The organism is Nonomuraea sp. NPDC003727 (assembly GCF_053586935.1).
This window is the reverse complement of the sequence record NZ_JBSFNE010000009.1, coordinates 102,496-126,817: the sequence shown is the minus strand read 5'-3', so window position 1 is coordinate 126,817 and position 24,322 is coordinate 102,496. Positions and strand designations below refer to the sequence as shown.

Here is a 24,322-nt window from a genome sequence, read left to right as displayed (position 1 = left end):
AGGGCCGTGGGCGGTGCCGGTGCGGCTCGCTCCGGGTTGCGGTCTTTGGGACGTGGTCAGCCGCGGTAGTACTCAGCGAGGGTGGTGAAGGCGGCCTTGGGTTCCCAGGGCATGTCGGGGTAGGCGGCTCCGAGCCGGTCCTCGTAGACCTTGACGATGCCGTAACTGGCCAGGTCCAGGTCGTCGCGGGGAGCGCCGTCGGGGCGGTGCACATGGTCGTACAGCGCGAAGGTGAACACGAACGTGCTGTCGACGCCGCCGGCGTCGAATGCCTCCAGCAGCTCAAGCACATGCCTGGCCTGCCCGTCCTCGTCCCGGGCGTACTCACCGTTCAACCGGACAGGGCCGGCTTCGTCGTACTCGACGATCTCCAGACCGAGAGCGCCCCTGTCACCGGCACCCTGGTAGCAGGCCGCGCCGAACTCGGTGATCGCGACCGGCTTGCCCTGCGCGACCAGGCCACGGACGCCTTCGGCGAAACGGTCGGCGATCTCGGCCGACCGATACAGATCCACGGACATGATGTCGAAGAGCGCCCAGTCGACGCGCTCAAGCGGCACGGAGGCGTAGGTCACCCTGCCGCCGAAGCGCTCGCGGACCAGTGCCACGGCTGTGCCGAGGAATTCGTTGACACGTGCGCTGACCTCGCCGATCTGCTCCCGCACGCGATCCGGCTGTCTCAGCGACGCGACCCGCTCGTCGGTGCTGTCTCCGGGCAGGAACCCCGGATTCATCAGGCTCAGCTCAGCACCGGTGACGAACACCACCTCGGCTCCCCGCCGCCTCAGCCGCTCCGCGCGTTCGGCACAGTCCGCGAACAGCGACAACATCTCATCGGCTGTCAGCTCGAGGGGATAGGGGGAGAACCAGACCTCAAGGCCCAGCTCGGCTGCGTGTGCCGCCGCCAGCTCGATCCGATCGGCGTCACCGCCCATGACACGGACCGCGGTGCAGTGCAGGTCGTCGCGGATGATGCGCAACTCGCGCTTGACCGCGTCCGGGTCGAAGTGCTTCCGGGAGATCGCTCCGTTCTTGACGAAGCCGGTGTCGTAGCTGATGCCCTTGGCCCTCATCGTTCTGGTCCTTCCTGACGGAGTGAGGCCGCCAGGTTAGGCCTAAAAAGTGCGTGCACGCAAATTTGCGTGCACGCACCCACGTTATGCTGACACCGTGACGACACGACGAACGGGGTTGCGCGAGCAGAAGAAGCAGGCCACCCGAGAGGCATTGAGCGCGGCGGCACTGCGGCTGGCTCTTGAGCGTGGACCGGACAACGTGCGCGTCGATGACATCGCCGAGGCCGCCGGCGTCTCGCCGAGGACGTACAACAACTACTTCTCCAGCCGGGAGCAGGCGATCGTCGCCGCCGTCACCAGCGAACGGGAAGCGCGGGTCGCGGCGGCAGTGGCCGACCGGCCCGATGGCGTCGGCCTCGCGGACGCCGTCGTCGAGGCGATCGTGGATCAGTACACCGCCCCAGGCGAGCCCGGCCGGGACGCGCTGCTGCTGATCACCACCCGCCCCGCGCTGCGCGACGCGTTCGTCGAAACCACCACCGCGATCGAACATCCCCTCACCGACGCGATCGCCGAACGCCTCGGCGACACCGACCCGCACACCGCCCGTGTGCTCGCCGCGAGCGTGGCCGCCGCCGTTCGCGTGGCGCTCGAGCAATGGCTGCAGACGACTGCCGCGTCCTCCACAACCAGCGGACTCGTCGTGCCGTCCAGCTCGCTCCCGGAGCTCCTTCGCACCACGCTCGCACCCCTCACACCCGCACTCGACGCCGCCGAGCAACGAGCACTCCGCCACCGGCATCCGTGAACTCCCCGCCGCAAGGGGCCTCCGCTCCCGAACGTGTCCCCAGCTGTCAGGTAGCCGAGTGAGAGATCGCGCTTGCGGGTCATGACCGTTGCGGAGATCATCGCCCAGCAGAACGACCAGATGGTCGCCGCTGTTCTGGTCCAAGGCCAACCTCTACGGCACCATCGACATCGACATGGGCCGCCGCCTCGACCTCGCAGCCTGACCATCAGGGCCAGGCCGCCGTCGTCCTGTTCGCTCGATCATCGCGTCCGGGGGGCGGGATGGGGGCAGCCAGGATCAGACCGTCTACCGTGACCGGGACCAGCCGGGCCGCCACGCCGGATTCGCCCTGCAGCCGCACGAGCCCTTTGGAGTCGTGATCACGTGGCTGGGAAAGGATTGGACGGGATGATGCTCGGGCTTGTAGCTTGCAGTTGATCGTGACGCCGCCCGAGGAGGTGAGACCCATGAACGCTGTATCGATGTGGGTGCTCCCCCTTCCCGTCACGGTCGGGCGATTGAGGTAGGTGTCGCCGGGAGCGCCTCGCCACCAAGGCACTCCCGAAAGGCAACACCTATGCACTCTTCGCAATTCACCGCCGAGCTGTCGTCGAACGACAGGGTCGAGCGTGACTCCACGGTGGGCGACGTCCCCGGAGTCCTCTGGTCGCCGGCCTCCGGCGCCGATCGCGCGCCCCTCATGTTCGATGTGATCATTGCCGGGTGCGGGCCGACCGGTGCGATGCTGGCCGCCGAACTGCGGCTGCACGATGTGCGGGTACTCGTTCTGGAGAAGGAAACCGAACCTGCGTCGTTCGTCCGCATAGTCGGTCTGCATATTCGCAGTCTCGAGCTGATGGCGATGCGCGGACTGCTGGAGCGCATTCTCCAGCATGGAAGACAGCGTCCGGCCGGTGGCTTCTTCGCCGCCATCAACAAACCCGCGCCCGAGGGCCTGGATTCCGCGTACGCCTATCTGCTGGGTATCCCGCAGCCGGTCATCGAACGTCTGCTTGAAGAACACGCGATCGAACTGGGTGCGCAGGTCCGGCGCGGTTGTGCGGTGGCCGGTTTCGAGCAGGACGACGAGGGTGTGACCGTCGAGCTGGCCGACGGGGAACAGCTGCGTTCACGCTTTCTCGTCGGCTGTGACGGCGCGCGCAGTACGGTGCGCAAACTGCTCGGTGTCGGCTTCCCTGGCGAGCCCTCGCGGACCGACACGCTGATGGGCGAGATGGAAGTGGGTGTGCCGCACGAGGAGATCGCCGCCAAGGTGACCGAAATCCGCGAGACCCATCAGCGATTGTGGCTTCGGCCCTTCGGCGAAGGGGTCTACAGCGTCGTAGTCCCCGCCGCGAGAGTCGGCGATCGCGCGGAACCGCCCACCCTCGAGGATTTCAAACAACAGTTGCGCACCATCGCCGGAACCGATTTCGGCGTGCACTCCCCGCGCTGGATGTCCCGCTTCGGGGACGCCACCCGGCTGGCCGAACGTTATCGGGTCGGGCGGGTGCTACTGGCCGGCGATGCGGCACACATCCATCCACCCATCGGCGGACAGGGCCTCAATCTGGGCGTTCAGGACGCATTCAACCTCGGCTGGAAACTGGCCGCACAGGTCCGCGGCTGGGCCCCGGAAACACTGCTGGACACCTACCAGGCCGAACGTCATCCGGTCGCCGAGGACGTGCTGGACAACACCCGCGCCCAGATGGAACTGCTGTCCACCGAACCGGGCCCGCAGGCCGTACGCAGGCTGCTCACCGAACTGATGGACTTCGACGAGGTGAACCGCCATCTGATCGAGAAGATCACCGCGATCGGCATCCGCTACGACTTCGGCGAAGGCCCCGACCTGCTCGGCCGCCGCCTGCCCGACATCGACGTGAAACAGGGCCACCTCTACGGTCTGCTGCACCGCGGCCGCGGCCTGCTGCTGGACCGCACCGAACGTCTGACCGTCGGCGGCTGGTCAGACCGGGTCGATTACCTCGCGGATCGCACTGCGGAACTGGATGTCCCGTGCGTCCTGCTACGCCCCGACGGCCACGTCGCCTGGATCGGCGACGATCAGCAGGACCTGGACGACCATCTCTCCCGCTGGTTCGGCAAGCCCGCCAACTGATGTCGCCTGAGCAACCGAAAAGGTCCGTGAGAAGGATCGGAACGGCCAGCAGCGACTGACCATCGGAAGGCTGGAGGCAGCATCTACCGCGGTGCTCTGGCGCCAGGGTCGGCCTGCGAGGAGGGTTAGCCTCCGAGTGGCGACCGGGAGACGGCGGAAGAGCACCGCGGGGTGCATCGGCGCAGGCATCCGCGCGTTTCATACAAAAGGGCCCAGTGCTCCCGAAGCTACGGCGAGGGCAAAGTAACTCGCAGCGTTTTTTGTAGATCATGAAATCGACCTCGGAAGCGGCGCTGGGGCCGTCAAAAACCCCTTCAATAACCGTCGACGGCCGTTTGTTGAGAGGTTGGCGAGTGCGACATCCCCTCCGCAGCCAGGCAGTCAGGCGAGCCCGGCGGAGGGGCGCGCGATCCAATGTCCGATAAGTCACTGGATCTCCGGCATATGATCATGCGCATATGAGCGACATCACCGAACCCCCGATCGCCCGGGTGGACGTCGTGCGCGAGACCCTCCACGGCATCACACTCGAGGACCCCTACCGGTGGATGGAAACCGAAGGCGAGGAGATCCAGCACTGGCTGGACGGCCAGGCCAGGCACGCCCGCGAGCACCTGGACGCCCTGCCGCACCGCGCCGGCCTGCTGACCCGGATGCGCGAACTGGGCAGCGCGCTCACGCAGTACTTCGGCCTCGCGATGGCAGCCGACAAGGTCTTCGCCCTGGTGCGCGAGCCGGACGCCCGCGTGCCGGTGCTGACGGTGACCGAGGCCGACGGAGCGAGCAGGGTCCTGTTCGACCCCGGCACGGTGCCCGGCGACGGGCACCACGCCATCGACTGGTACGTGCCCTCCCCCGACGGCCGCCACGTCGCCTGCGCCGTCTCCGACTCCGGGTCGGAGGACAGCTCCATCCACGTGATCGACGCCGACTCCGGAGTCCTCCGGGAGACGATCCCGCCCACGACGCGTTTCGCCTTCCTGAGCTGGCTGGAGGACAGCCGGTCGTTCGTCTATCACCGCTACGTGGAGCAGAACCGCTTGGACAGCCGCTCCTTCCTGCATCAGCTGGGCGCCGACCCGGCGCAGGACACGGTGGTGCTGGCCCGCGGACTCAATCCCCACATCGAGCTGACCCCGCAGGACCGGCCCTTCCTGGTGGTGCCGCCGCACGGCGAGTGGATGCTGGCGATCATCTCCCACGGCGCGCTCAGTCCCTGGCCCTGGACCAGCGAGCAGCTGAGCGACTGCACGATATACGTGGCGCCGCGCGCCGGGCTGGCCGACCCGGACGCCTGCCCGTGGCGGACGGTCGCGGGCGCAGCGGACGGCGTGACCGCCTTCGCCACCAGCCACGACACCCTCTACCTGGTCTCCCACCGGGACGCGCCGCGCTCCCGCGTGCTGGCCGTTCCGCTTGCCGCACCCGATCTGTCCCGAGCCCGGGTGGTCGTGCCCGCGGGTGAGCGGGCGGTGGAGACGGTGCGGGTGGTGGGCGACCGGCTGCTGGTGCGCGATCTCGACGGCGGCGTCAGCCGGATACGGCACGCGCCCCTGTCCGGCGGCGAGCCCGCCGACCTCCCGATGCCAGTGGACGGCACCATCCTGGAGTGGACCACCCACCCGACGCGGCCCGAAGCCCTGCTGCTGGTGGCCGGCTGGACCGACGCGCCACGGCTCTACCGCTACGACGGCCAGTCCCTCCAGGACACCGGGCTGGCGCCCCGCTCACCGGTGGACTTCGGCGACGTGCACGCCCGCACCCTGTACGCGCCCGCGCAGGACGGGACGCCGATCCCGCTCACCGTCATCCACCACAAGGACCTGGAGCTGGACGGCGACAACCCGACCGTGCTCACCGGCTACGGCTCCCACGGGTTCATCGACCTGCCGGAGTTCCGTCCCGAGATGCTCGCCTGGTACGAGCGCGGCGGCGTCTACGCCGTCGCGCACCTGCGCGGCGGCGGCACCTACGGCCGCGAATGGCACGAGGCCGGGCGCGGCGAGCGCAAGGAGGCCACCATCACGGACTTCATCGACTGCGCCGAACATCTTATCGCCCTCGGCTACACCCGCCCGGGACGGCTGGCCGCCGAGGGCGCCAGCAGCGGCGGCATCCCCACCGGCGGCGCGCTGGTGCGCCGCCCCGATCTGTGGGCGGCCATGGCGATGCACGTGCCGACGGTGAACGCCACGCGCAACGAGTTCACCGAGAGCGGGCCGATTAACGTGCCCGAGTTCGGCAGCATCACCACCGAGGAGGGCCTGCGTGCCCTTCTGATCATCGACGCCTACCTGCGGGTTCACGACGGCGTGCCGTACCCGGCGGTGTTGCTGACCGCCGGCCTGCGCGACGCGCGGGTGCCGCCGTGGCAGCCGGCGAAGCTTGCTGCTCGCCTGCAGGCGGCCACGGCCTCCGGCCGGCCGGTGCTGATGCGCGTCGAGGAGCACGGCTGGCATGGCGCCGGCTCGACCAGAGACCAGGAGCAGGCGCTGCTCGCCGATGTGCTGGCCTTCATCCTGCACGCGTCCGACGGGTCATGATGACGACAGACATGTCGGGTACGGCACACGCACGCGCCCTCAGCCACGTCACGGCCCGGTCGATCCCGGCCTGCGTGTGACGCTCAACCCTGGTGGCGAGCTGGCGGTCCTCGACAGGCTGCCAAGGACGGCGGCTACCTGTCCCAGTTCGTCACCGGGACCGGCAACGGGGCCTGACCGCCCATCCCGGCGGGGACAGGTGGCTCTGGGAGAGCCGCATCTTCGGCGGTGCCTACGACGAGGCGCCCGCGCGACAAGGTTGAGCAGGCCGTCACCGCGTGAGTGGCGGCGCGCCGTCACGACGCTGTCTACCGCGGCAAAGCCGTCAAAGGGTCGTGGTGGCGGGCGTTCGGGCGGTGACGGGGGACAGGAGGACCAGAAGCTGCTTTCAGGCGACGCCGGACAGGTCCAGACGCTTGGCCATGTCGAGGTGGAAGCGGCCGTAGGGGTTGATGTGCGACCAGAACAGCGGTGATAGGCCGCGCCGGTCCTCTGCCGTGAGCCGCTCGGCCCAGGCCGGGTCGGCCAGCACCGCCTGCAGCAGCAGGGTGTTGACGTAGACCAGGCAGGACTGCAGCAGGTGCAGCGCCAGCATGGAGACCTCGGCGTGCTCGCGGTCGGGGCCGGTGAGCACGCCTTTCCTTGCCGCAGAAGATCTTGTCGTTGGCGCCGTTCCAGTTCTCCTTTTGGCAAGCGCGGCGTAGTGCACGTCGCGGTTGTCCGCCGGGCAGGTCCTCATCCGGGTTGCGCCAGCGGCCCGCGCCCTCAACGTAGACCTCCCGGCGGCGCAAAGCCTCGCGCAACGCGATCAGCACGCACAACTCGTACGGGATGCGCTCGATCCGGCCGCTGGCGGCATCGGTGATCGCCTCGGTCCAGGCCTTGGGCACATGCGTCGGCGCTGGTAGAGAGGTAGGTACTCGCGGATCTTGCGGCCGCTGGTCGCCGAGCGAGATGCCCAGCGTCGGGAACTGCTTGGCGATCTCCAGCGCGGTGAGAGGGCCCGGCGCTGTGAGCTGTGTGACCAGGCGTTCGCGAGGGTGAAATCGAGATCCGGTCGGTGGTGCTCGAGCCCGCCGAGTACGCCGGGTGCTGAGTCAGGAACGCGAGTGCTACCCGCGGACGCAGATCGCGCACCGATTAGGTTTCCGCGCCGCGCCCGTCTGTACGTGTGAGATCGACTCACAGGAGGCTGGCAGGATGCGGAAACTGATCTTCGGCATGAACGTGACCCTGGACGGCTACATCGCCGCGACCGGCGACGACATCGGCTGGGGTGGGGGAGAGGGGCCGGACTCATCGCCGAGCGCCGAGCTGTTCCAGTGGTGGTATGACCAGATGCGGGCGAGCGATCTGTCGCTGTACGGGCGCAAGCTGTGGGAGGCGATGAGCTCCCACTGGCCGACCGGCGACCAGCGGCCCAACGCCACGCCGGCGGAGATCGAGTTCGCGCGCCTCTGGCGGGACATGCCGAAGGTGGTGTTCTCATCGACGATCGACAAGGTCGACTGGAACACCCGCCTGGTCACCGGTGACGCGGTCGCCGAGATCGCCCGGCTCAAGGCCGAGGACGGCGGCCCGATGGACATCGGCGGCGCGACGCTCGCCGGGGCGGCCATGCGGGCCGGGCTGATCGACGAGTACGCGCTGGTCACCGTGCCGGTCCTGGTGGGCGGCGGCACGCCGTTCTTCACCGCGCTGGACAGCTGGGTGAACCTGAACCTGGTCGAGACGCGGACATTTCCCGGCGGCGTGATGCTGACCCGATACGAGACGCGGCGATGAGGGAACCTTCTCCCGGCGCTTCCTTGCGTTCCGAGTGAGTTGTTGACCGACTCGCTGAAGATGAGGACGACGGCGCCGTTGATCGTGACGATGTTCTTCGGGCATGAAGATGCCCCGCCGGCAACGCCGGCGGGGCGGTGGTGTTCGCGTTGCCGCGTTGGTGTTCAGCTGGTCGGGGTGCTCATTCCGCGGTGACTTCGGTAAGGCCGGCCCGTGCGCAGGACTCGTCGACGATGGCGACTTGCCTGATCACAGCGTCGCGGGCAGGCCCAGCCATGGTTTGTCGGTGGCGTCGAATCCGGTGAGCTCGGCGATCTTCCCGTTGACGATGTGCAGGACCGCGATGGTGAACAAACGGTATTCCGGGTCGTCGGGGGTGCGGAGGTACAGCGCGGCGGCAGGCATGCGGTTGACCGTCGTGGCGATGCAGCGCCAGTCGTCGTAGCCGCACTGGAAGAGCCCACTGGAGACCCAGCCGTCCACCGCGTCCTTGGCCGTGACGATCAAGGTGCCCGGGTCGGGCAGCATCGCGAAGCGCAGGTCGTCGCGCAGCAGGGCCATCAGCCCGTCGAGGTCGTTGCGCTCATGGGCGTCGATGTACGACTTCACCACGTCGCGCTCGTCATCCGACAGCTCGTGCGTGGCTGAGCGCCGCCAGTCGAGGCGGCGGTCGGGCAGTTGCTCGCGCATCGTCACGCGCGCCCGCTGCAGTGCGCTGGTCACCGATGCGACGGTCAGCTCGAGGGCGTCGGCGGCCTTCGACGCCGGCCAGCCGAGGACGTCGCGCACGATGAACACCGCCCGCTGCCGCGGCGGCAGGTGCTGGACGGCGACGATGAACGCCAGCTCGATCGTCTCCCGCGCCACCACCGATTCCTGCGGGTCCTCCGGGAGCATCCGGTCCGGGTAGGGCTGCAGGTAGTGCACTTCCGAGCCCGCTCCCGGCAGCTCGGCAGGCACGGGTGTGCGGTCGTTGCGCTTGTCCAGGAAGTCGAGGCAGGCGTTCGTCGCAATCCGGTACAGCCAGGTCCGCAGCGCAGCGTGGCCCTTGAACGACTCCCGCTTGTTCCACGCCCGCAGGAACGTCTCCTGCGTCATGTCCTGGGCGTCCTCGTAGTTCGCGAGCATCCGGTAGCAGTGCACCTGCAGCTCACGCCGGTAGCGCTCCGTGATGAGCGCGAACTGTGCTGCGTCATGTGAGCGGGCCGCCGCGATGAACGCGGCTTCGTCGTCGCCTAGCAGTCTGGCGTCGGTCATGGTCGTCAATCCTTCCGCAGGTGGCGAGGGGACACCAGAACAGACGACGTGGCGGAGGATTTCTGAGCGGTGAAGCGCTGACACCGGGCCGTTCGTCAGGCCGGATGGGTCGGGTCGGACACACCCTCGATGTCGAGGGCCCCTTCTCGGGTCGGCGGCCGCCGCCGTCGAAGCCTTCGCCTGCCCGATGTGCGCCGCTGCGGCGGGCAGCCCCTGCCGGACCCGGGGCGGCAAGGTCGCCCCGAAGTACCACACCTCGCGCTTCACCCTGGCGCCCCAGCTACGCGCCGAACTCGAGGTACGCACTCCGGCCGATCGCGGCCCCGGTCGTAGCTGGGCGGCAGGCGCGGCGATCCACGCCCCGGCGCCGCAAGCCGCCACGAAGCCGGCCCGCGTCGGCTACGCCCGCTGCAGCACCGCCCAGCAGGAACTCCAGAGTCAGCTAGACGCCCTGGCCGACGCCGGATGCGACCCGGTCTTCTCCGAGAGGATCAGCACCCGGATCAAGGTACGGCCCGAATTCGCCAAGGCGCAGCAGTACGCCCGCACCATCAAGCAAGCCGTCCCGCACCAGCGCGTGATCCTCACCGTGCACGAGATGAAACGCCTCGGACGCGGCGCCGCCGAACTGCTCACCATCGCCGAAGACCTACGCCACCACGACATCGAACTGGAGCTGCTCACCGGCCCGCTGCAAGGCGTCTACGACCCGTCCGGGCACGGCGCCGCACTGTTCGCCTTCTTCGCCGGCATGGCCGAGTCCGAGCGCGAGTACGTGCGCGAGAAATCGCTGGAGGGCCAGGCCTCGGCCCGCGAGCGCGGCCGCCACGGAGGCCGCTCCAAGGTCTTCGACGACGACATGATCGCCTACGCGCGAACGCTACGCGAACGCGGTGTGGCGGTGCCCGACATCGCGTCCAAGCTGATCATCCCCACGGGCAAGAACAAGGGCAGCAACCCCTCCGTGGCCAGCGTCTACCGCATCCTCGCAGACAACGAGGGCACGCCGACCTGACACCCCCAGTTCGTCGGCTCACGCCAACGGCTTCGGGTTGAGCAGGAGCCCGACGCCCGCTCAACCCGAAGAGGTCAGATCTGGAACTGTGCCGCCGCACCTCGCGGGAGCCACCGGAACAGGCCCCTGATCTGTTCCGGAGCTCGCGCCAGGTCGCGCTCGACGCCGTCGCGGCCCTGCCGGAAGTGCGCCCAGCCCTCGTAATGGACCGGCAGCACCGTGCGCGGGGTAAAGGTCCGGCACAGCCGTACGGCCTGGCGCCCGGTCATGCTGTACCGCAACGGCCCGGTCAGCGGGAAGCCGACGCCGCCCAGATGGAGCAGCACCGTGCTGGGCCGGATCGCGGCGGCGGCCCGGCGCAGCGCCCGATGGTCGACGGTGTCGCCGGTGATCCAGAGCGGGCCGTGGGCCTGGCCTGGCCAGGTCAGGGCGAATCCGATCACCTCGCCGGTGATCGGGCGGCTCAGCGGCGGCCCGTGCCGGCAGGGTGTGGCCAGGATGTCGATGGGCGGGCGGCCGGGCGCTTCCAGGCGGGTCGATTCGCCGGCGAGCAGGCCGCGAGCCGCCACCGGGAGGGCATGGGCTCCCGACCGGGTGGTCACCACGGTTCCCGCGTCCGGCAGCAGGGCCCGGCCGCCGTGGTCGAGGTTGTCGCCGTGGTGGACGTGGGTGAGCAGGATGGCGTCGATGGGTGGCAGATCGGCGGCGCTCACGGCTGGTCCGGTGAGTTTGCGTGAGGAGGTGCCCCACCCGAAGGAGTAGGTCTGCCCGGGAGCGTCGAAGGTGGGATCGGTGAGCAGGTGCCAGCCGCCGAACTCGATGAGCACGGTCGGGCCGCCGATATGGGTGAAGTGGACGTTCGTCACGTGACCGCTTCCTTGTGTGGTGTGGTGCCGGTCAGGGCCCGCAAGCCGTTGGCAACGGCGATGGTGGGGGGAGGAGGGTGCCGCCTGGAACGAGGTTCATCGCCTCCTCTGCAGAGCGGTTCCCGTGAGGTCAGCTCTGTGAACGGGCCCGTGTGGGTGGGTGCGCTGAGGGAGATGCCGGCCTTTGGGCGGCCCGCATGCGGCGGCGGTCGGCCGGGGTGGTCGCGGCCCACATGCCGTCCGGTTCGCCTGTGGTCACCGCCCATTCCAGGCACGGGAGCCTGACGGGGCAGGAGGTGCAGATCCGGCGGATTTCTGCGGTCTGTGCCGCCGGGACGGTCTTCCAGTCCAGCGGGAAGAACACGTCCGGATCCTGGGCGCCGCACGCCGCCGACTCGGCCCAGTGCAGGTTCAGCTGTGTCATGTCCGTGCCTTGTCGTGGGCTGTCACCGGGGAGTGAGGTCCGGCGTGGCTGTGCCGTCACGCCGGACCTGCTCGCCTTAGCCGGCGTGCCTGAGCGCCCAGTTCAGGGCGTGGTCGGCGACCTCGTCCCAGCCCTGCTGGGCGGGGATCAGGTGGGAGCGGCCGGGGAACTCGACCACTTCGGTGATCGTGTCCGGCGCCTTGTAGTGCTTGGCGTTGGAGCGCTGGATCTTCGGCGGCATGAGGTTGTCGTGCTCACCGGAGATGAACAGCAGCGGCTTGCGGTCGTTGTTGTGGTAGTCGACGTAGGTGTCGTCCTTGCCGGGGTGGATGTTGGCCAGCGCGCTCCCCCAGAAGATGTGCCCGGAGGCCGGGATGTGGTAGCGCTCGTAGGCGGCCCGCGCCTCGCCCTCGGGGAAGGTGTTGGTGAAGGCGTAGCGCCAGTGCTCGTAGTCCAGGCCGACCGCCTTGTGCCGGTTGGCCGGGTTCCTGAGCATCGGGAAGGTGGCCTTGACCTGCGAGAGCGGGATGACCTTCACCCCCTCGGTCGGGGCGGAGTTGATCGCCACGCCGGCCGTGCCGTACCCGTGGTCGAGCAGGATCTGGGTGAACACGCCGCCGGCGGAGTGTCCCATGAGGATCGGCGGCCGCTCCAGGCCGCTGACGAGCTTCTCCAGGGAGTCGATGATCTGCGGGACGGTGACCCGCTCGATGGGCGTGGGGTCGGCGTTGAGCGCTTCGACCTCGACCTCGAAGCCGGGGTAGGCGGGGGCGAGCACCCGGAACCCCTTGGCCTCGTAGTGGGCGATCCAGTTCTCCCAGCTCCGCGGGGTGACCCAGAAGCCATGGATCAGGACGATCGTGTCGGGTTTCATCGGCTGCTCCTAGCGGGTGGCGGCGTAGGCGGCGAGGATGACGGCCGTGGCGGCGGCGGGGTGGGACATCATGACCACGTGCGAGGAGTTGATCTCGGTGACCTTGCTGCCGGCGCGCTTGGCCATGAAGCGCTGGGCGGCGGCCGGGATGACCTTGTCCTGGGCCGGGATGAGGTACCAGGACGGGATGGTCTTCCAGGCGGGCACACCGCTGGGTCCTGAGAGTCCTTCGACGCTGCCGGGCCGCTGGGTGGCGGCCATCAGCCGGGTGGTGGACTCGGGCAGGTCGGCGGCGAACACCGCCCTGAACTTGGCGGGGTCGATGTAGCCGTCGGTCCCGAGTTCGGTACGGCCCGGCACCGGGTACTTCCGCGTGATCAGGGCTGTGCCGAGTTCGCTGCCGGGGAATTGCTGGGCCAGTTGCAGCGCGCTCTCGCCCTCGTCGGGTGCGAAGGCGCCGAGGTAGACCAGGGCTTTGACATTGTCGTGCCCGCGGGCGGCGTTGGTGATGACGATGCCGCCGTAGGAGTGGGCGGCGAGGATGACCGGCCCGGTGATGGTGTCGAGGACGCTGGAGATGTAGGCCGCGTCACCGGCGGTGTCCCTGAGCGGGTTGGCCGGGGCGATGACGGGGAAGCCGGCCCGCTGCAGCAGGCCGATGACCTGGTTGAAGCCCGAGGCGTCGGCGAACGCCCCGTGCACCAGGACCACGGTCGGCTTGGCGGGGGCCGCGGAGGCGGAGACGGTCGCTCCGCCCAGTCCGAGGATCAGGGCACAGCTCGTGACGAGGGCGCCCAGCAGGCGGCCGGCCCGGCGTAGGAGGGTCACGTCATGCTCCTCAGGAGTTCACGAAGGCGAGCAGGTCGGCGTGCAGGCGGTCGCGGTCGGTGTCGGGCAGGGCGTGCCCGCTGCCCTCGTACACCTTCAGGACGGCGCCGTTGATCATGTCGACCGAGCGCTTGCCCCCGACCTCGAACGGCACGATCTGGTCGTCGTCACCGTGAATGACCAGGGTGGGAACGTCGATCTTGGCCAGGTCCGGCCGGAAGTCGGTGGCGGAGAAGGCCGCGATGCACTCGTACGCGCCCCGGTGCCCGCACGCCATGCTCTGCAGCCAGAACGCGTCCCGGAAGCCCTGAGGGACGTCCTGCCTGCGGTTGTGCCCGAAGAACGGGCCGTCGGCCAGGTCACGGTAGAGCTGCGACCGGTTCGCGACCTCGCCCGCGCAGATCGCGTCGAAGACCTCGACCGGCAGGCCCTCGGGGTTGTCCTCGCTGCGCAGCATCAGCGGCGGCACGGCCGACACCAGCACCAGCTTCGAGACGCGGTCGCTGCCGTGCCGGCCGAGGTAGTGGGCTACCTCCCCGCCCCCGGTCGAGTGCCCGACCAAGGTGAGGTCGCGCAGGTCGAGCTGCTCGATCAGGCAGGCCAGGTCGTCGGCGTAGGTGTCCATCTCGTTGCCGTGCCAGGTCTGCGCCGAGCGGCCGTGCCCGCGCCGGTCGTGGGCGATGGCGCGGTGCCCGTGCTCGGCGAGGAAAAGGGCGGCCGCTTCCCAGGCGTCGGAGTTGAGCGGCCAGCCGTGGCTGAGCAGGACCGGCGAGCCGCCGGTTCCCCAGTCCTTGTAGAAGATCGAGGCTCCGTCGCTGGTGGTCACGTAAGGCATGTCGGATTCCTTGGTTGACGTGGGCTTTGTGGTCTTCATCCAAGTCGCGTGGCCGTGGGGCGACCATGCAGAACCGCATGCAGAAGTAGCGCGGATCCACGATCCGGACACGTTGATCCACAACTGGCGCAAGCCGTAGATTCATCGTCAGTGGGGAGGATGCATGGTCAGTGAGTTCGGTCTGCTCTTACGGCGGCTGCGGCAAGAGGCAGAGCTGACGCTCGAAGAGCTTTCCGCTGTGTCGGGCGTGAGCGCGCGGGCGATCAGCGACATGGAGCGCGGCCACAGCCGCGGCCCGCAACGGCGCACGGTGGATGCTCTGGCCGACGCGCTCAAGCTCGACGGCGAGCGGCGGACGGCGCTGACCGACGCCGCGAAGGCGGGCCGTCCGAGGCCGACGGGTCCCGCGCCGGGTTCGTGCGAGCTGCCGCGCGGCGTGGGCGACTTCACTGGACGAGCCGCCGAACTGCTCCAGTTGCGCCGGCTGGCCGAGCAGGCCGGCGCCCCGGCCGCGAGCATCGCCACCGTCTCCGGCACCGGCGGCATCGGCAAGACTGCCCTGGCCGTGCACGCCGCCGGGCAGCTGGCCGGCCTGTTCCCCGACGGCCGCTACTACCTCGACCTGCGCGGCATGGACGCCACGCCCCTGCCTCCCGCGGTGGCGTTGTCGCGGCTGCTCAAGGCTCTCGGCGTCCCGGAGAACGCGATCCCGGGCGAGGAGGAGGAGCGGGCGGGGCACTACCGGGTGCTGCTGCGCGAGCGCAGCTGCCTGATCGTCCTCGACAACGTCGCCCACGAGAGCCAGGTCCGCCCGCTGCTGCCGCCGGACGGCGCCGCGATGGCCATCGTCACCAGCCGCAGGACCCTCGCCGGGCTGGAGGGCGTGCGGCAGATCCCGCTGGCTCCGCTGTCCGGCGAGGAGACGGTCGGCCTGCTGCGCGCGATCGTGGGCGAGGAACGTTCCGGGTCGGACGCGACCGGCCTGGCCAGGCTGGCCGAGCTCTCCGGCCGTCTGCCGCTGGCCGTGCGCATCGTCGGCAACCGCCTGCAGAGCCGGCCCGGGTGGACGCCCAGCCAGCTGGCCGGACGGCTGGACGACGAGGAACGACGGCTGGAGTCCCTGGCGGCCGGCGACCTGGCCGTCGCCGCGGCGTTCGCGCTCTCCTACGAGCAGCTGTCCGGTACGGCCCGCCTGGTCTTCCGTCGCCTGGCGCTCGCCGCGGCGCCGGACTTCGGGGTGGCGCTGACCGCGATCTTGAGCGAGACGGAGCCGGAGGAGGCCGAGGACGCGCTGGAAGAGCTGGTCGAGCTGGGCCTGCTGCAGTCGCCGTACGTCGCCCGCTACCGCTTCCACGACCTGGTCCGCCTGTACGCCCGCGCACAGCTGGCCAAGGAGGAGTCGATCGAGGCGCAGCACGGCGCGCGACGGCGCATGGAGAGCTGGCTGCTGGACATGGCGGTCGTGGCGGGACGCTGGTTCGAGCCGGGGTACGGCGCGCCCCCTCCCGGCTGGCGTTCCCTCATCGAGCTCGGCAGCCGGGAGGAGGCCGGCAACTGGCTGCGGGAGGAAGGGACGGCCTGGCTGGAGGCGTTGCGCTCGGCGGCCCATCAGGGCGAGCACGCGACGGTCGTCGAAGTGGCCGAATCCATGCACTGGTTCTCCGACCAGTGGATGTCCTGGGGCCACTGGCGCGAGATCTTCGAATTGTCCTCCGACGCAGCGCGGGCCATGGGCGACCAGCTCCAGGAATCGGTGCACCTCGGCTACCTGTCGTGGGCGCTGATCTTCTGCGAAGCCCGCGAAGCGGAGGGGCGGACGGCCGCGTTGCGGGCAGTGGAGCTGGCGCGGGCCGCGGGCGACGAACGCCAGCAGGGCTGGGCCCTGCTCTACGCCGCGTGGGCCGAGCAGCTGGAGCCGACCAGGCAGGAAAGCGCGCTGGAATACGCCCGCCAGAGCGCAGACCTTCTGCGCCGGGCTGGAGACCCGGAGGGCTACCCACAGGCCGCGACCACCGTCATGGTGTCGCTGGGCCGGCTGGGGCGGATGGAAGAGGTGCTGGAGCAGGGCCGGGCTTGCCTGGCCACCCTACGGGAGCCCGGCTACGGCGGCGATCCGTCGATCGTGGCCTACAGCATCGGCGTGACGCTGCACGACATGGGAAGGGCCTACGCCGAGACGGAACGATGGGACGAGGCGATCGACGCCTTCCAGCAAGCGCTGCCTGAGCTGAGCGCGCACCCCATCGCCGTGGTCCTGGGGCGTGCGCACCGCAACCTGGGAGTCGCGTTGACCAAGACTGGCCGCTTCGAGGAAGCACGCCAGGCTTTGGAAGAGGCGCGGCGGATCCTCGAAACGACCAGCGAGACCGCAACCGTGGCCGAGGTGATCCAGGAGCTGGCCGATCTACCCGAGCGGTGAACGCGTCCAGCGACGCAGACGGCCCGGCTGCAGCCCTCAGTGGCGGCTCCGCTCGCGTGGTCAGGCGCCCTGGCCCGCCTCCAACTCCGGACCCGGCTCTCGGGCCGGGCTGGCGGGGTCTGGGGTGTCCAGGTCGGGACCGAGGTCAAGCCGTTTGCTCATGTCGAGCTCGAACTTGCCGTACAGGTTCAGATGGGTCCAGAACAGGGCCGAAAGGCCGCGCCGGTCGGCATCGGTGAGCTTCTTGGCCCACGCCGGTTCGGCCAGGACGATCTGCACCATGCGGGTGTTCAAGTAGACGATCGCGGCCTGGACCAGGTGGAGTGCGAGGGCGGACACTTCGACGCTTTCGCGGTCGTCGCCGGTCAGGTCGGGCCCCGAGTAGGAGCGGTACGGCGAACCGGGCTTACTGTCACATTTGTTGACAGTGGGGCTTGAGCAGGCAAGTCTTGCCCGATGGCGGAGTCTGAGGGCGTGGCGTTCGTCCGGGCGGATGTTGAGCGGTTCTGCGCGGAGCTGGTGGGGGTGGCGCCGGCGATCAGGCTGGCCAGGCTGGCGGAGCTGCGGGTGATGCTGGAAGGCGTGGTGGCGGCGGCCTCGGCGCAGGCGATGGCCGATGCGCGGGATGAGGGGTGGGGACTGCGGCGGATCGGCCGGCAGGTGGGGATGTCACACGAGCAGGTACGGCGCATGCTGGCCGAGCTGTCGCCCGCTCCGGGGCCCTCCTGAACCTCGCTGGGATGGCGAGATCGGGGAACGGCGAACATTACATTTCATGATCAATATCTCGGCGAGCTCTGGCCGGACATCTCGAAGATCATTTAGGTGCCACACTTTCAGCTGATAGCGGGCCGGTGACCCGGCCTGGCCCACGAGCAGCGGGAGTGCGTGATGCCGGTCAACTTCCTCACCGAGGACCAGCGTGGCCGGTGGGGCAGGTTCAACGAGGTCCCCGACTTCACCCAGCTGGGCGGGTTCTTCCACCTGGAAGCCGCTGACCGGCGGCGGGCGATGGCCGCCAACGGGGCCCGCAACCAGCTCGGCTATGCCGTCCAGCTCGGGACGGCTCGGTTCTTGAACTGCTTCCTGACCGATCCCGAGGACGTGCCCGCCGTGGTGGTCGACTACGTCGCCGAGCAACTCGGCTTGGACGCCTCCGCGCTGAAGGGGTACGGGGAGAAGGAGGCGCGCTGGGATCACCAGAAGCAGATCCGTGAGGCCTACGGCTTTGAGGTGTTCGAGGAGCACGCGTTTGCGCTGGCGTGCTGGATCTACCGGCGGGCCTGGTCGAATAACGAACGCCCGATCGTGCTGCTGGACCTTCTCACCCACCGCCTGGTCGAGGCGAAGATTCTGCTACCCGGCATCAGCACGGTGGAACGACTGGTGTCGGAGATCCGTGAGCGGGTCGCGCTGCGCCAGTACAAGATCTTGGCCTCGCTGCCCAGCCCGAACCAGAAGGACGCGCTGGAAGAGCTGGTCACGGTGGCCGAGGGACGGCGGATCTCGGGCCTGGACCGGCTGCGCAAGAGCCCGACCGACGTGTCCGGCGCCGGGGTGGGCAAGGCGCTGGAGCGGCATGTGGAGTTACGCGGCCTGGGCGCCTCAGCGTGGGATCTATCGGCGGTCCCGGCCGGGAAGGTCGCCGCGCTGGCCCGTTTCGCCAAGGCCGCCAGGGCCAAGGCGGTCGCCGACCTGGCTGGGGATCGCAAGCTGGCCACCCTGGTCGCCTTCGCCGCGGTGATGGAGCCGGTCTCAGCTGATGAGGCGATCGAGGTGTTCGACTTGGCGATGGGTGATCTGGTGCGGACGTCGGCGTTCAAGGCGGGCAAGGAGCGGCTGCGCACGCTCAAGGACCTGGACAGCGCCGCGATCGTGTTGCGCGAGGTGTGGCTGGCGATCCGGGATGTGGCCGCCGACCCGGACGGTGATGTGCGGGCCGCGCTGGACGGCATGGACCTGCTGGCCATCCACGCCGCGGCCGAGGTCATCGGCGAGCTCGCCCAAGAGCCCGATGAGGACTTCCACGACCAGCTGCTGCAGCGCTACGCCACCATCCGCCGGTTCTTGACCAAGCTGCTGAAGGTCATCGACTTCCACGCCGGCGCGGCCGAAGCCGGTCGCTCCGGCGGCGGGCAGGGCGCGCGCCGCGGCTTTGAGCTGCTGGAGGCGATCGACTTCCTCAAAGGCCTGGAACGGCGCCACAGCCCCGTGCGCCCGGATGAGGTGCCGTCGGCGCACCTGAGTTCGGCCTGGCACCGGCGGGTCTTCCCCAAGCGAGGGGAGAAGGCTGGCGAGGTCAACACGCTGGCCTACACGGTGGCCACTGTCGAGCGGCTACGCGAGTGCCTGCGCCGCCACGAGGTGTTCGTGCCCGGCCTGCCCAAATGGGGCGACCCCACCGCCGGGCTGCTGGCCGGAGCGGCCTGGGACAAAGCCCGCGCCATGGTCTGCCGCGACCTGGGCCTGTCGGCCGAGCCGGGCGCCGACACGCAGCGGTGGGCGCGCACCCTGGACTTCGCCTACAAGCAGCTGGCCGCGGGCCTGTCGGGCGAGGAATCGGTGCGCAACGAGTGGCTGCGCATCGAAAAATCCCCCGAAGGCAAGGATCACCTCGTCCTGACCGGGCTGGAAGCGCTGGACGAACCCGCCTCACTGACCGCGCTACGCGCCGACGTCGAGGCCCGCATGCCCGTCGTCGACCTGCCCGAAGTGCTGCTGGAAGTGCACTCGTGGACCGGCTGCCTGGGCGCCTTCACTCACGTGTCCGGCGAGGCGCCCTCCCGGCGAGAGGACATGGTCAAGTCGATCGCGGCCGTCTTGGTCGCCCAGGCCATGAATGTCGGGATGCGGCCCATGGCCAGCGACCACGAACCGGCGCTCGCTCTGGACCGGCTGTTTTGGGCCGAGCGGAACTACATCCGCGCCGCCACGCTGACCGCCGCCAACGCCACCCTGGTCGACTACCACGCCACCCAGGAGATCGTGCAGACCTGGGGCGGCGGCGAACTGGCCTCGGCCGACGGGCTGCGCTTCGTCGTCCCGGTCAAGACCATCAACGCTGGGCCGAACACGAAGTACTTCGGCAAGGGCAAAGGCGCGCGCGGCGTCACCTACTACAACTTCACCTCCGATCAGTTCACCGGCTTCCATGGCATCGTCATCCCCGGCACCCCCAAGGACTGGTACTACATCCTGGAAGGCCTGCTGGAACAGGAGACTTCGCTGCGGCCCACCGAGATCGTCTCCGACACCGCCGGCGCCTCGGAGCTGGCCTTCGGCGTCTTCCGGCTGCTGGGCTGGCAGTTCTCCCCGCGCCTGGCTGACGTCGGCAGCTCAACCCTGTACCGGGCTGACCCTGCTGCTTTCTACGGCCGCCTCAACACCATGATCAAAACCCGGGTGAACATCGGCCTCATCAACGACCACTGGGACGACCTGCTGCGCGTGGCCGGCTCCCTGCAGACCGGTGCGGTCCGCCCGGCCGAGCTGTTTCGCTACCTGACCGGCGGCGGCACCCCCACCCCGATCGGCCGCGCTCTGATGGAGCTGGGCAAGCTGGATCGCTCGGTCTACCTGGCCTCCTACTTCAACGACGAACTGCTGCGCCGGCGGGTCAACACCCAGCTGAACCGGCAAGAAGCCCGCCACACCCTGGCCCGCAAGATCTTCCACGGGCAGAAAGGCGAGCTACGCCAGAGGTACAAGGAAGGGCAGGAAGATCAACTAGGGGCGTTGGGCCTGCTAACCAACGTCTGCATTCTGTGGAACACCGTCTATACGGCCCGCGCGCTGGAACAGATCCGCGCCGAGGGCAAGAAGATAGCCACCGCCGATATCGCCCGCCTGTCCCCGCTCGGCTTCGAGTGGCTCAACTTCCTGGGCCGCTACAACTTCTCCCTGCCCGAGGCTGTGCGCGAGGGCAACTTCCGGCCGCTGCGCACCCCCGGTCAGCGGTAATCGGGGGTGAACCTGCACCGGAACCGTTTGTACCGTACGCGCTTTCCCTCGGGTCGGAACAGTCTCGGCGGGAGACCTCTGCCCGCATCACCTCCGAGCACGACGACACGGCTGCTGACACCAGGCGAGATACCTGCACCAAGCGGTGTGTTTCTGGCGTACTCCGGCCGTACCCCTTCCATGCCGTCAGGGGCGGCGGCTATGGCGAGCCCCAAGAGGCTGGGGCCCGGTCGGGTTCCGGGGCGGGTTCGGGCGCACGGTCCTGCGGGTTCGTGGTAGGTCGAGGGCGGACCGGCCACCAGACGGCCCGACCGAGCAGTGCGGCGAGTGCGGGGACCAGCACTAGCGACACCACAAGCGCGGAAACCATGATGCCCAGCGTCATCGCGAAGGCGATCTGTTCGTTGCCCGAGGACGTGGCGAGGCTGGCGAAGGAAGCGGCTAGCACCACGCCGGCCGTCGTGATGGCCGGTGTCGTGTGCCGTACGGCGCGGGCCACGGCGGCGCGGGCCGGACCTGGTCGCTGCATCTCCTCCCGGATCCGGTCGGTGATCAGGATGTTGTAGTCGGTGCCCAGGGCGACGACGAACAGGAACAACACGAGCGGGAGGGTGAAGCTGACGCCCGGCTTGCCGAGTATGTGCTGGAACAGCAGGGTGGCGGTGCCGAGGGTGGCGGCGAAGCCGAGCCCGACGGAGAGCATCAGGATCACCGGCGCGAGCAGGCTGCGCAGGAGCAGCAGGAGGATCAGCGCGATCAGCGCGGCCGCGACCGGGAACACGATCGTGAGGTCGTGCTCGACGGCCGTCGAGATGTCGGCGATGATCGCCGGGGTCCCGCCCACGTGTGCCGTCGTCCCGGCGGGCGTGTGCTGGGCGACCGTGGCCCTGATCGGTCCGGAGGCCAGGTCGCGGGCCTGCTGGCTCTGCGGGTCCGCGGTCGGATAGAGGTCGATCCTGGCGGCGCGGTGGTCCTTGTTCAGGACGGTCTTCGCGACTCGGCCCACACCCTTGACCTGGGTGAGCGCACGGGATAGACCGTCCAGCCGGTCGGCGGTGAGGGCGCCGTCGTCCTTGGAGGTAACAAAGACGCTCGTCGGGTCCGACACGCCGGCCGGCAGCGCATGGGAGATCTCGGCCGCGGTGGCTGCGGCGGGGGTCTGGGTGCCGGGGCTGCCCTGGCCGTAGTCCATGCGGATGCCGATCAGCCCGGCGGCCAGTGCGGCGAGCAGGGCGACAGAGGCGGTCAGCATCATCAGCGGGCGTCGCGTGACCAGCTCACCCAAGCGGGCGGCACGGCCCTCGCGCGTCTCGCGGTGCAAGGCCGTGCTGGAGGGCCAGAACATCTTGCGGCCGGTGGCCGCGAGCAGCGCCGGCAGCAGGGTGAGGCTGCCGAGCAGCATCACCAGGATCGCGACGGCGATCGCGGGGCCCATCGAGCGGAACTGCCCGAAGGTCGCCAGTCCCAGCGTGGCGAAGGCGGCCACGATGGTCAGCGCCGCCGAGGTGATCGCGGTGCCCACCCGGCCGGAGACCTGCCCGGCCACCTCGCGGGCTGACTGCTCGGGCCTGGCCCGCAGTGCCTCGCGGAAGCGGAACAGCAGGAACAACAGGTAGTCGATGCCAATGCCGAACAAGACCACGTTGATCAGCCCGGGGGTGCTCGCGTCGAGCTTGAGCCCGCTGATCATCGCGGCGCCCGCGACGGCACCCGCGGCCACGAAGCCGATCAGGGCGACCGCGAGCAACGGCAGCAGGGCCGCCAGCACGCTGCGAAACACCAGCACGTTGAGCAGGATGATGAGCCCCGTGATGAGCCCGCCCCCGACCGTCGTGGCGATCTTGCGGGAATCGACGGTGTCGACGGCGTCGGCGAGAGGCCCGGTGAAACCGGTACGCATCCCCGCCTCTGAGAACTGCGTCCGGGCGGCGTCCCTGAAGGTCCGGTAGACGCCCTGGACGCCCCTATCCGCACGATTGCCGATCAGCTCGACGGAGAGCAGCTCGAAACTCCGGTCGGGCGCCGTCATCGCCGGGGCGATCGTGGGGGTCTGGGAGCGGTCGGGGACCAGGTACTGCTGCGGACCGTCGTCCTCCCTTGGCATGATCACCCGGCGCTTGGCCAGCTTCGCCGCCTCGGCCTCGACCCGCTCCTGGTCAGCGGCGTTGAGGGCCTTGCCGTCGGAGCGGGCGACCAGCACCGTCACCGTGGTCGCGTCGGGATTCACCCCGAACCGCTCCTTGGCGATGTTCAGGGCGGCGGCCGAGTCGTAGCTGCGAGGCAGGAAGTCCCCGGTCTGGTTCTGGGTGACCCGGTCGAACAGGGTCGGGGTCAGGGCGCTCAACGCGACGCCCAGCACCGCCCAGAGGGCGATGACCTTCCATGGGTGTCTGGTGGAATATCCGGTCAAGGCGCGGATCACGACGTGCTCCTGCGGACGGAGGCGGCGCAGAGTGCGTTGTCGATCAGGCGGGCCGTAGCCTGGCCCTGCTCTCGCGTGCCGGGGTAGGTGGTCCGGGAGACGATCACGCTGGTACGGCCGTCCTGGGTGACGGCGTTGTCGGTGATGAACCCGGGGGTGCCGCCGGGGTGCGTCCAGGCCGTGACTCCGCAGCTCAGTCGCTGCTTGGCCATACCCAGCCCGAACTCCCTGCCGGGCACGCCGACGGGGACCGTGGTCATCATCTTCTTCAGCTGTTGCTGCGACACCACCTGCCCGCCCAGCAGTGCACGCCAGAACCTGGCCAGGTCTTCTGTGGTGGTGACGGCCTCGCCCGCCGCGCCGGCCCAGCCGAGGCTGAGCAGGGTGGAGCGGAACGGGCGCGCGGTTTTGGCGTCCTCGGTGTAGGACTGCATGTGCGGCTTGGGCAGGAGCGGGGAGTCGCCGGGCAGGGTCGTGTTCCGCAGCTTCAGCGGCTTGATGATCCGGCGCGTCACCTCCTCGCGCCAGGAGTTGCCGACGGCCTTCTCGATGATCATCCCGGCCAAGGTGTAGTTGATGTTGGAATAGCTCCAGCGGGAGCCGGGGGCGAACAGCGGTCGATGGCCGACGCTGAGCGCCACCAGCCGCCGCGGGCTCATGCGCAGGAACCGGTAAGTGCGGTAACCCCGCTCCGTGTGCATCTTCTTCTCAATGTCGCCTACGGAGTCGTGCAGGCCGCTGGTGTGCTGGAGCAGGTGCTTGACGGTGATCGCGCGCCCGTCGTTGCCGTTGCCGCGCACCAGCCCGGGAAGCCACCGCTCGACGCTGTCGTTGACGGAGAGCCGCCCTTCCGCCTCGAGCTGCAGGATCACGGCGGCGACAAAGGTCTTGGTGTTGCTGCCCATCCGGAAATGCCCGCCGCTCGGGACCGGCACCTGACGGCCCAGCACCGCCGTACCACTGGATGCGGCCAGATCGGCGCGGGGCGAGAGCACCCGAGCCTGCACTCCCAGCGTGCCGGCGTCGCGGATCGCGTCCAGGTCCGCTTGCAGGGCCGCCCGGTCGTAACCGGGGGAAGAAGCGTGCGCCGGGCTCACCGCCAGCACACCGGCCGACACGGCCACGGCCGTTGTCGCCACGACCGCATGGAATCGGCGCTGGCC

Annotated in this window: 19 protein-coding genes and 1 pseudogene; 9 read left to right on the top strand and 11 right to left on the bottom strand. The window is 69.4% G+C overall.

Annotation, left to right across the window (positions count from 1 at the left end; all coding sequences use genetic code 11):
• Positions 1-56 precede the first annotated feature (56 nt).
• Positions 57-1,073 carry a hypothetical protein gene (locus ACWDLG_RS23465; RefSeq protein ID WP_449923102.1) on the bottom strand — a complete coding sequence of 339 codons (1,017 nt, stop codon included), beginning with the start codon at positions 1,071-1,073 and terminating at the stop codon, positions 57-59.
• 97 nt (positions 1,074-1,170) lie between these two features.
• Here ACWDLG_RS23465 and ACWDLG_RS23460 point away from each other — a divergent pair, with 97 nt between their 5' ends.
• The 3 genes from ACWDLG_RS23460 (at position 1,171) to ACWDLG_RS23450 (ending at position 6,474) form a co-directional block, all read left to right on the top strand.
• Entirely contained in the window at positions 1,171-1,824 is a 654-nt protein-coding gene (locus tag ACWDLG_RS23460; protein ID WP_449923099.1) for a TetR/AcrR family transcriptional regulator, read from the top strand.
• 682 nt (positions 1,825-2,506) lie between these two features.
• Complete coding sequence (gene rox, locus ACWDLG_RS23455; protein WP_449923904.1) at positions 2,507-3,931, top strand: rifampin monooxygenase; 1,425 nt, start codon at positions 2,507-2,509, stop codon at positions 3,929-3,931.
• A 458-nt stretch (positions 3,932-4,389) separates the two neighbouring features.
• A complete protein-coding gene (locus ACWDLG_RS23450) occupies positions 4,390-6,474 on the top strand; it encodes a prolyl oligopeptidase family serine peptidase (RefSeq protein ID WP_449923096.1) in 2,085 nt (694 codons plus the stop codon).
• A gap of 388 nt (positions 6,475-6,862) precedes the next feature.
• Here the strand turns inward: ACWDLG_RS23450 and ACWDLG_RS23445 are convergent, their stop codons facing one another.
• Entirely contained in the window at positions 6,863-7,108 is a 246-nt protein-coding gene (locus ACWDLG_RS23445; protein ID WP_449923093.1) for a Tn3 family transposase, read from the bottom strand.
• A gap of 566 nt (positions 7,109-7,674) precedes the next feature.
• On the opposite strand from ACWDLG_RS23445, the gene ACWDLG_RS23440 reads away from it, so the two are divergent.
• On the top strand, positions 7,675-8,259 hold the full coding sequence (locus ACWDLG_RS23440; RefSeq protein ID WP_449923090.1) for a dihydrofolate reductase family protein: 585 nt from the start codon (positions 7,675-7,677) through the stop codon (positions 8,257-8,259).
• 249 nt (positions 8,260-8,508) lie between these two features.
• On the opposite strand, the gene ACWDLG_RS23435 is transcribed toward ACWDLG_RS23440, so the two are convergent.
• The gene (locus ACWDLG_RS23435) at positions 8,509-9,516 is read right to left on the bottom strand and encodes an RNA polymerase subunit sigma-70 (protein ID WP_449923087.1); all 1,008 of its coding nucleotides are present in this window, start codon (positions 9,514-9,516) and stop codon (positions 8,509-8,511) included.
• Between the two features lie 169 nt (positions 9,517-9,685).
• Between ACWDLG_RS23435 and ACWDLG_RS23430 the strand changes: the two are divergent.
• Both ACWDLG_RS23430 and ACWDLG_RS23425 read left to right on the top strand, forming a co-directional pair.
• Positions 9,686-9,814 (top strand): annotated as a pseudogene (locus ACWDLG_RS23430) (zinc finger domain-containing protein); the annotation flags it as partial.
• Between the two features lie 54 nt (positions 9,815-9,868).
• Positions 9,869-10,531: a recombinase family protein gene (locus ACWDLG_RS23425; RefSeq protein WP_449923901.1), complete on the top strand. Its 663-nt coding sequence runs from the start codon at positions 9,869-9,871 to the stop codon at positions 10,529-10,531.
• Between the two features lie 74 nt (positions 10,532-10,605).
• Here the strand turns inward: ACWDLG_RS23425 and ACWDLG_RS23420 are convergent, their stop codons facing one another.
• From ACWDLG_RS23420 to ACWDLG_RS23400, 5 genes are all read right to left on the bottom strand, one after another.
• Positions 10,606-11,397: an MBL fold metallo-hydrolase gene (locus ACWDLG_RS23420; protein WP_449923084.1), complete on the bottom strand. Its 792-nt coding sequence runs from the start codon at positions 11,395-11,397 to the stop codon at positions 10,606-10,608.
• Positions 11,398-11,527: 130 nt separating this feature from the next.
• Positions 11,528-11,821 (bottom strand): WhiB family transcriptional regulator, encoded by a 294-nt coding sequence (locus ACWDLG_RS23415; protein WP_449923081.1) that lies wholly within the window; start codon positions 11,819-11,821, stop codon positions 11,528-11,530.
• Between the two features lie 76 nt (positions 11,822-11,897).
• Positions 11,898-12,695, bottom strand: a complete 798-nt coding sequence (locus tag ACWDLG_RS23410; RefSeq protein ID WP_449923078.1) for an alpha/beta hydrolase — start codon at positions 12,693-12,695, stop codon at positions 11,898-11,900.
• 9 nt (positions 12,696-12,704) lie between these two features.
• A complete protein-coding gene (locus tag ACWDLG_RS23405; protein ID WP_449923075.1) occupies positions 12,705-13,523 on the bottom strand; it encodes an alpha/beta fold hydrolase in 819 nt (272 codons plus the stop codon).
• A gap of 10 nt (positions 13,524-13,533) precedes the next feature.
• Positions 13,534-14,358 carry an alpha/beta fold hydrolase gene (locus ACWDLG_RS23400; protein ID WP_449923072.1) on the bottom strand — a complete coding sequence of 275 codons (825 nt, stop codon included), beginning with the start codon at positions 14,356-14,358 and terminating at the stop codon, positions 13,534-13,536.
• Positions 14,359-14,521: 163 nt separating this feature from the next.
• Between ACWDLG_RS23400 and ACWDLG_RS23395 the strand changes: the two genes are divergently transcribed.
• The gene (locus ACWDLG_RS23395; RefSeq protein ID WP_449923069.1) at positions 14,522-16,777 is read left to right on the top strand and encodes a helix-turn-helix domain-containing protein; all 2,256 of its coding nucleotides are present in this window, start codon (positions 14,522-14,524) and stop codon (positions 16,775-16,777) included.
• Between the two features lie 60 nt (positions 16,778-16,837).
• Here the strand turns inward: ACWDLG_RS23395 and ACWDLG_RS23390 are convergent, their stop codons facing one another.
• Positions 16,838-17,146 carry a Tn3 family transposase gene (locus tag ACWDLG_RS23390; RefSeq protein ID WP_449923898.1) on the bottom strand — a complete coding sequence of 103 codons (309 nt, stop codon included), beginning with the start codon at positions 17,144-17,146 and terminating at the stop codon, positions 16,838-16,840.
• Positions 17,147-17,233: 87 nt separating this feature from the next.
• Here ACWDLG_RS23390 and ACWDLG_RS23385 point away from each other — a divergent pair, with 87 nt between their 5' ends.
• A complete protein-coding gene (locus ACWDLG_RS23385) occupies positions 17,234-17,506 on the top strand; it encodes a hypothetical protein (protein WP_389946704.1) in 273 nt (90 codons plus the stop codon).
• 162 nt (positions 17,507-17,668) lie between these two features.
• On the top strand, positions 17,669-20,737 hold the full coding sequence (locus tag ACWDLG_RS23380) for a Tn3 family transposase (RefSeq protein WP_449923065.1): 3,069 nt from the start codon (positions 17,669-17,671) through the stop codon (positions 20,735-20,737).
• A gap of 199 nt (positions 20,738-20,936) precedes the next feature.
• On the opposite strand, the gene ACWDLG_RS23375 is transcribed toward ACWDLG_RS23380, so the two are convergent.
• Complete coding sequence (locus tag ACWDLG_RS23375) at positions 20,937-23,159, bottom strand: MMPL family transporter (RefSeq protein WP_449923062.1); 2,223 nt, start codon at positions 23,157-23,159, stop codon at positions 20,937-20,939.
• A complete protein-coding gene (locus tag ACWDLG_RS23370) occupies positions 23,156-24,298 on the bottom strand; it encodes a serine hydrolase domain-containing protein (RefSeq protein ID WP_449923059.1) in 1,143 nt (380 codons plus the stop codon). Before ACWDLG_RS23370 ends, ACWDLG_RS23375 begins: the two co-directional genes overlap by 4 nt.
• Positions 24,299-24,322 lie beyond the last annotated feature (24 nt).

Bases quoted from the DNA above. Each gene is read 5' to 3' on its own strand.
- ACWDLG_RS23465 (WP_449923102.1), bottom strand. From the start codon at position 1,073: ATGAGGGCCAAGGGCATCAGCTACGACACCGGCTTCGTCAAGAACGGA.
- rox (WP_449923904.1), top strand. From the start codon at position 2,507: ATGTTCGATGTGATCATTGCCGGGTGCGGGCCGACCGGTGCGATGCTG.
- ACWDLG_RS23450 (WP_449923096.1), top strand. From the start codon at position 4,390: ATGAGCGACATCACCGAACCCCCGATCGCCCGGGTGGACGTCGTGCGC.
- ACWDLG_RS23440 (WP_449923090.1), top strand. From the start codon at position 7,675: ATGCGGAAACTGATCTTCGGCATGAACGTGACCCTGGACGGCTACATC.
- ACWDLG_RS23435 (WP_449923087.1), bottom strand. From the start codon at position 9,516: ATGACCGACGCCAGACTGCTAGGCGACGACGAAGCCGCGTTCATCGCG.
- ACWDLG_RS23415 (WP_449923081.1), bottom strand. From the start codon at position 11,821: ATGACACAGCTGAACCTGCACTGGGCCGAGTCGGCGGCGTGCGGCGCC.
- ACWDLG_RS23410 (WP_449923078.1), bottom strand. From the start codon at position 12,695: ATGAAACCCGACACGATCGTCCTGATCCATGGCTTCTGGGTCACCCCG.
- ACWDLG_RS23400 (WP_449923072.1), bottom strand. From the start codon at position 14,358: ATGCCTTACGTGACCACCAGCGACGGAGCCTCGATCTTCTACAAGGAC.
- ACWDLG_RS23395 (WP_449923069.1), top strand. From the start codon at position 14,522: ATGGTCAGTGAGTTCGGTCTGCTCTTACGGCGGCTGCGGCAAGAGGCA.
- ACWDLG_RS23385 (WP_389946704.1), top strand. From the start codon at position 17,234: ATGGCGGAGTCTGAGGGCGTGGCGTTCGTCCGGGCGGATGTTGAGCGG.
- ACWDLG_RS23380 (WP_449923065.1), top strand. From the start codon at position 17,669: ATGCCGGTCAACTTCCTCACCGAGGACCAGCGTGGCCGGTGGGGCAGG.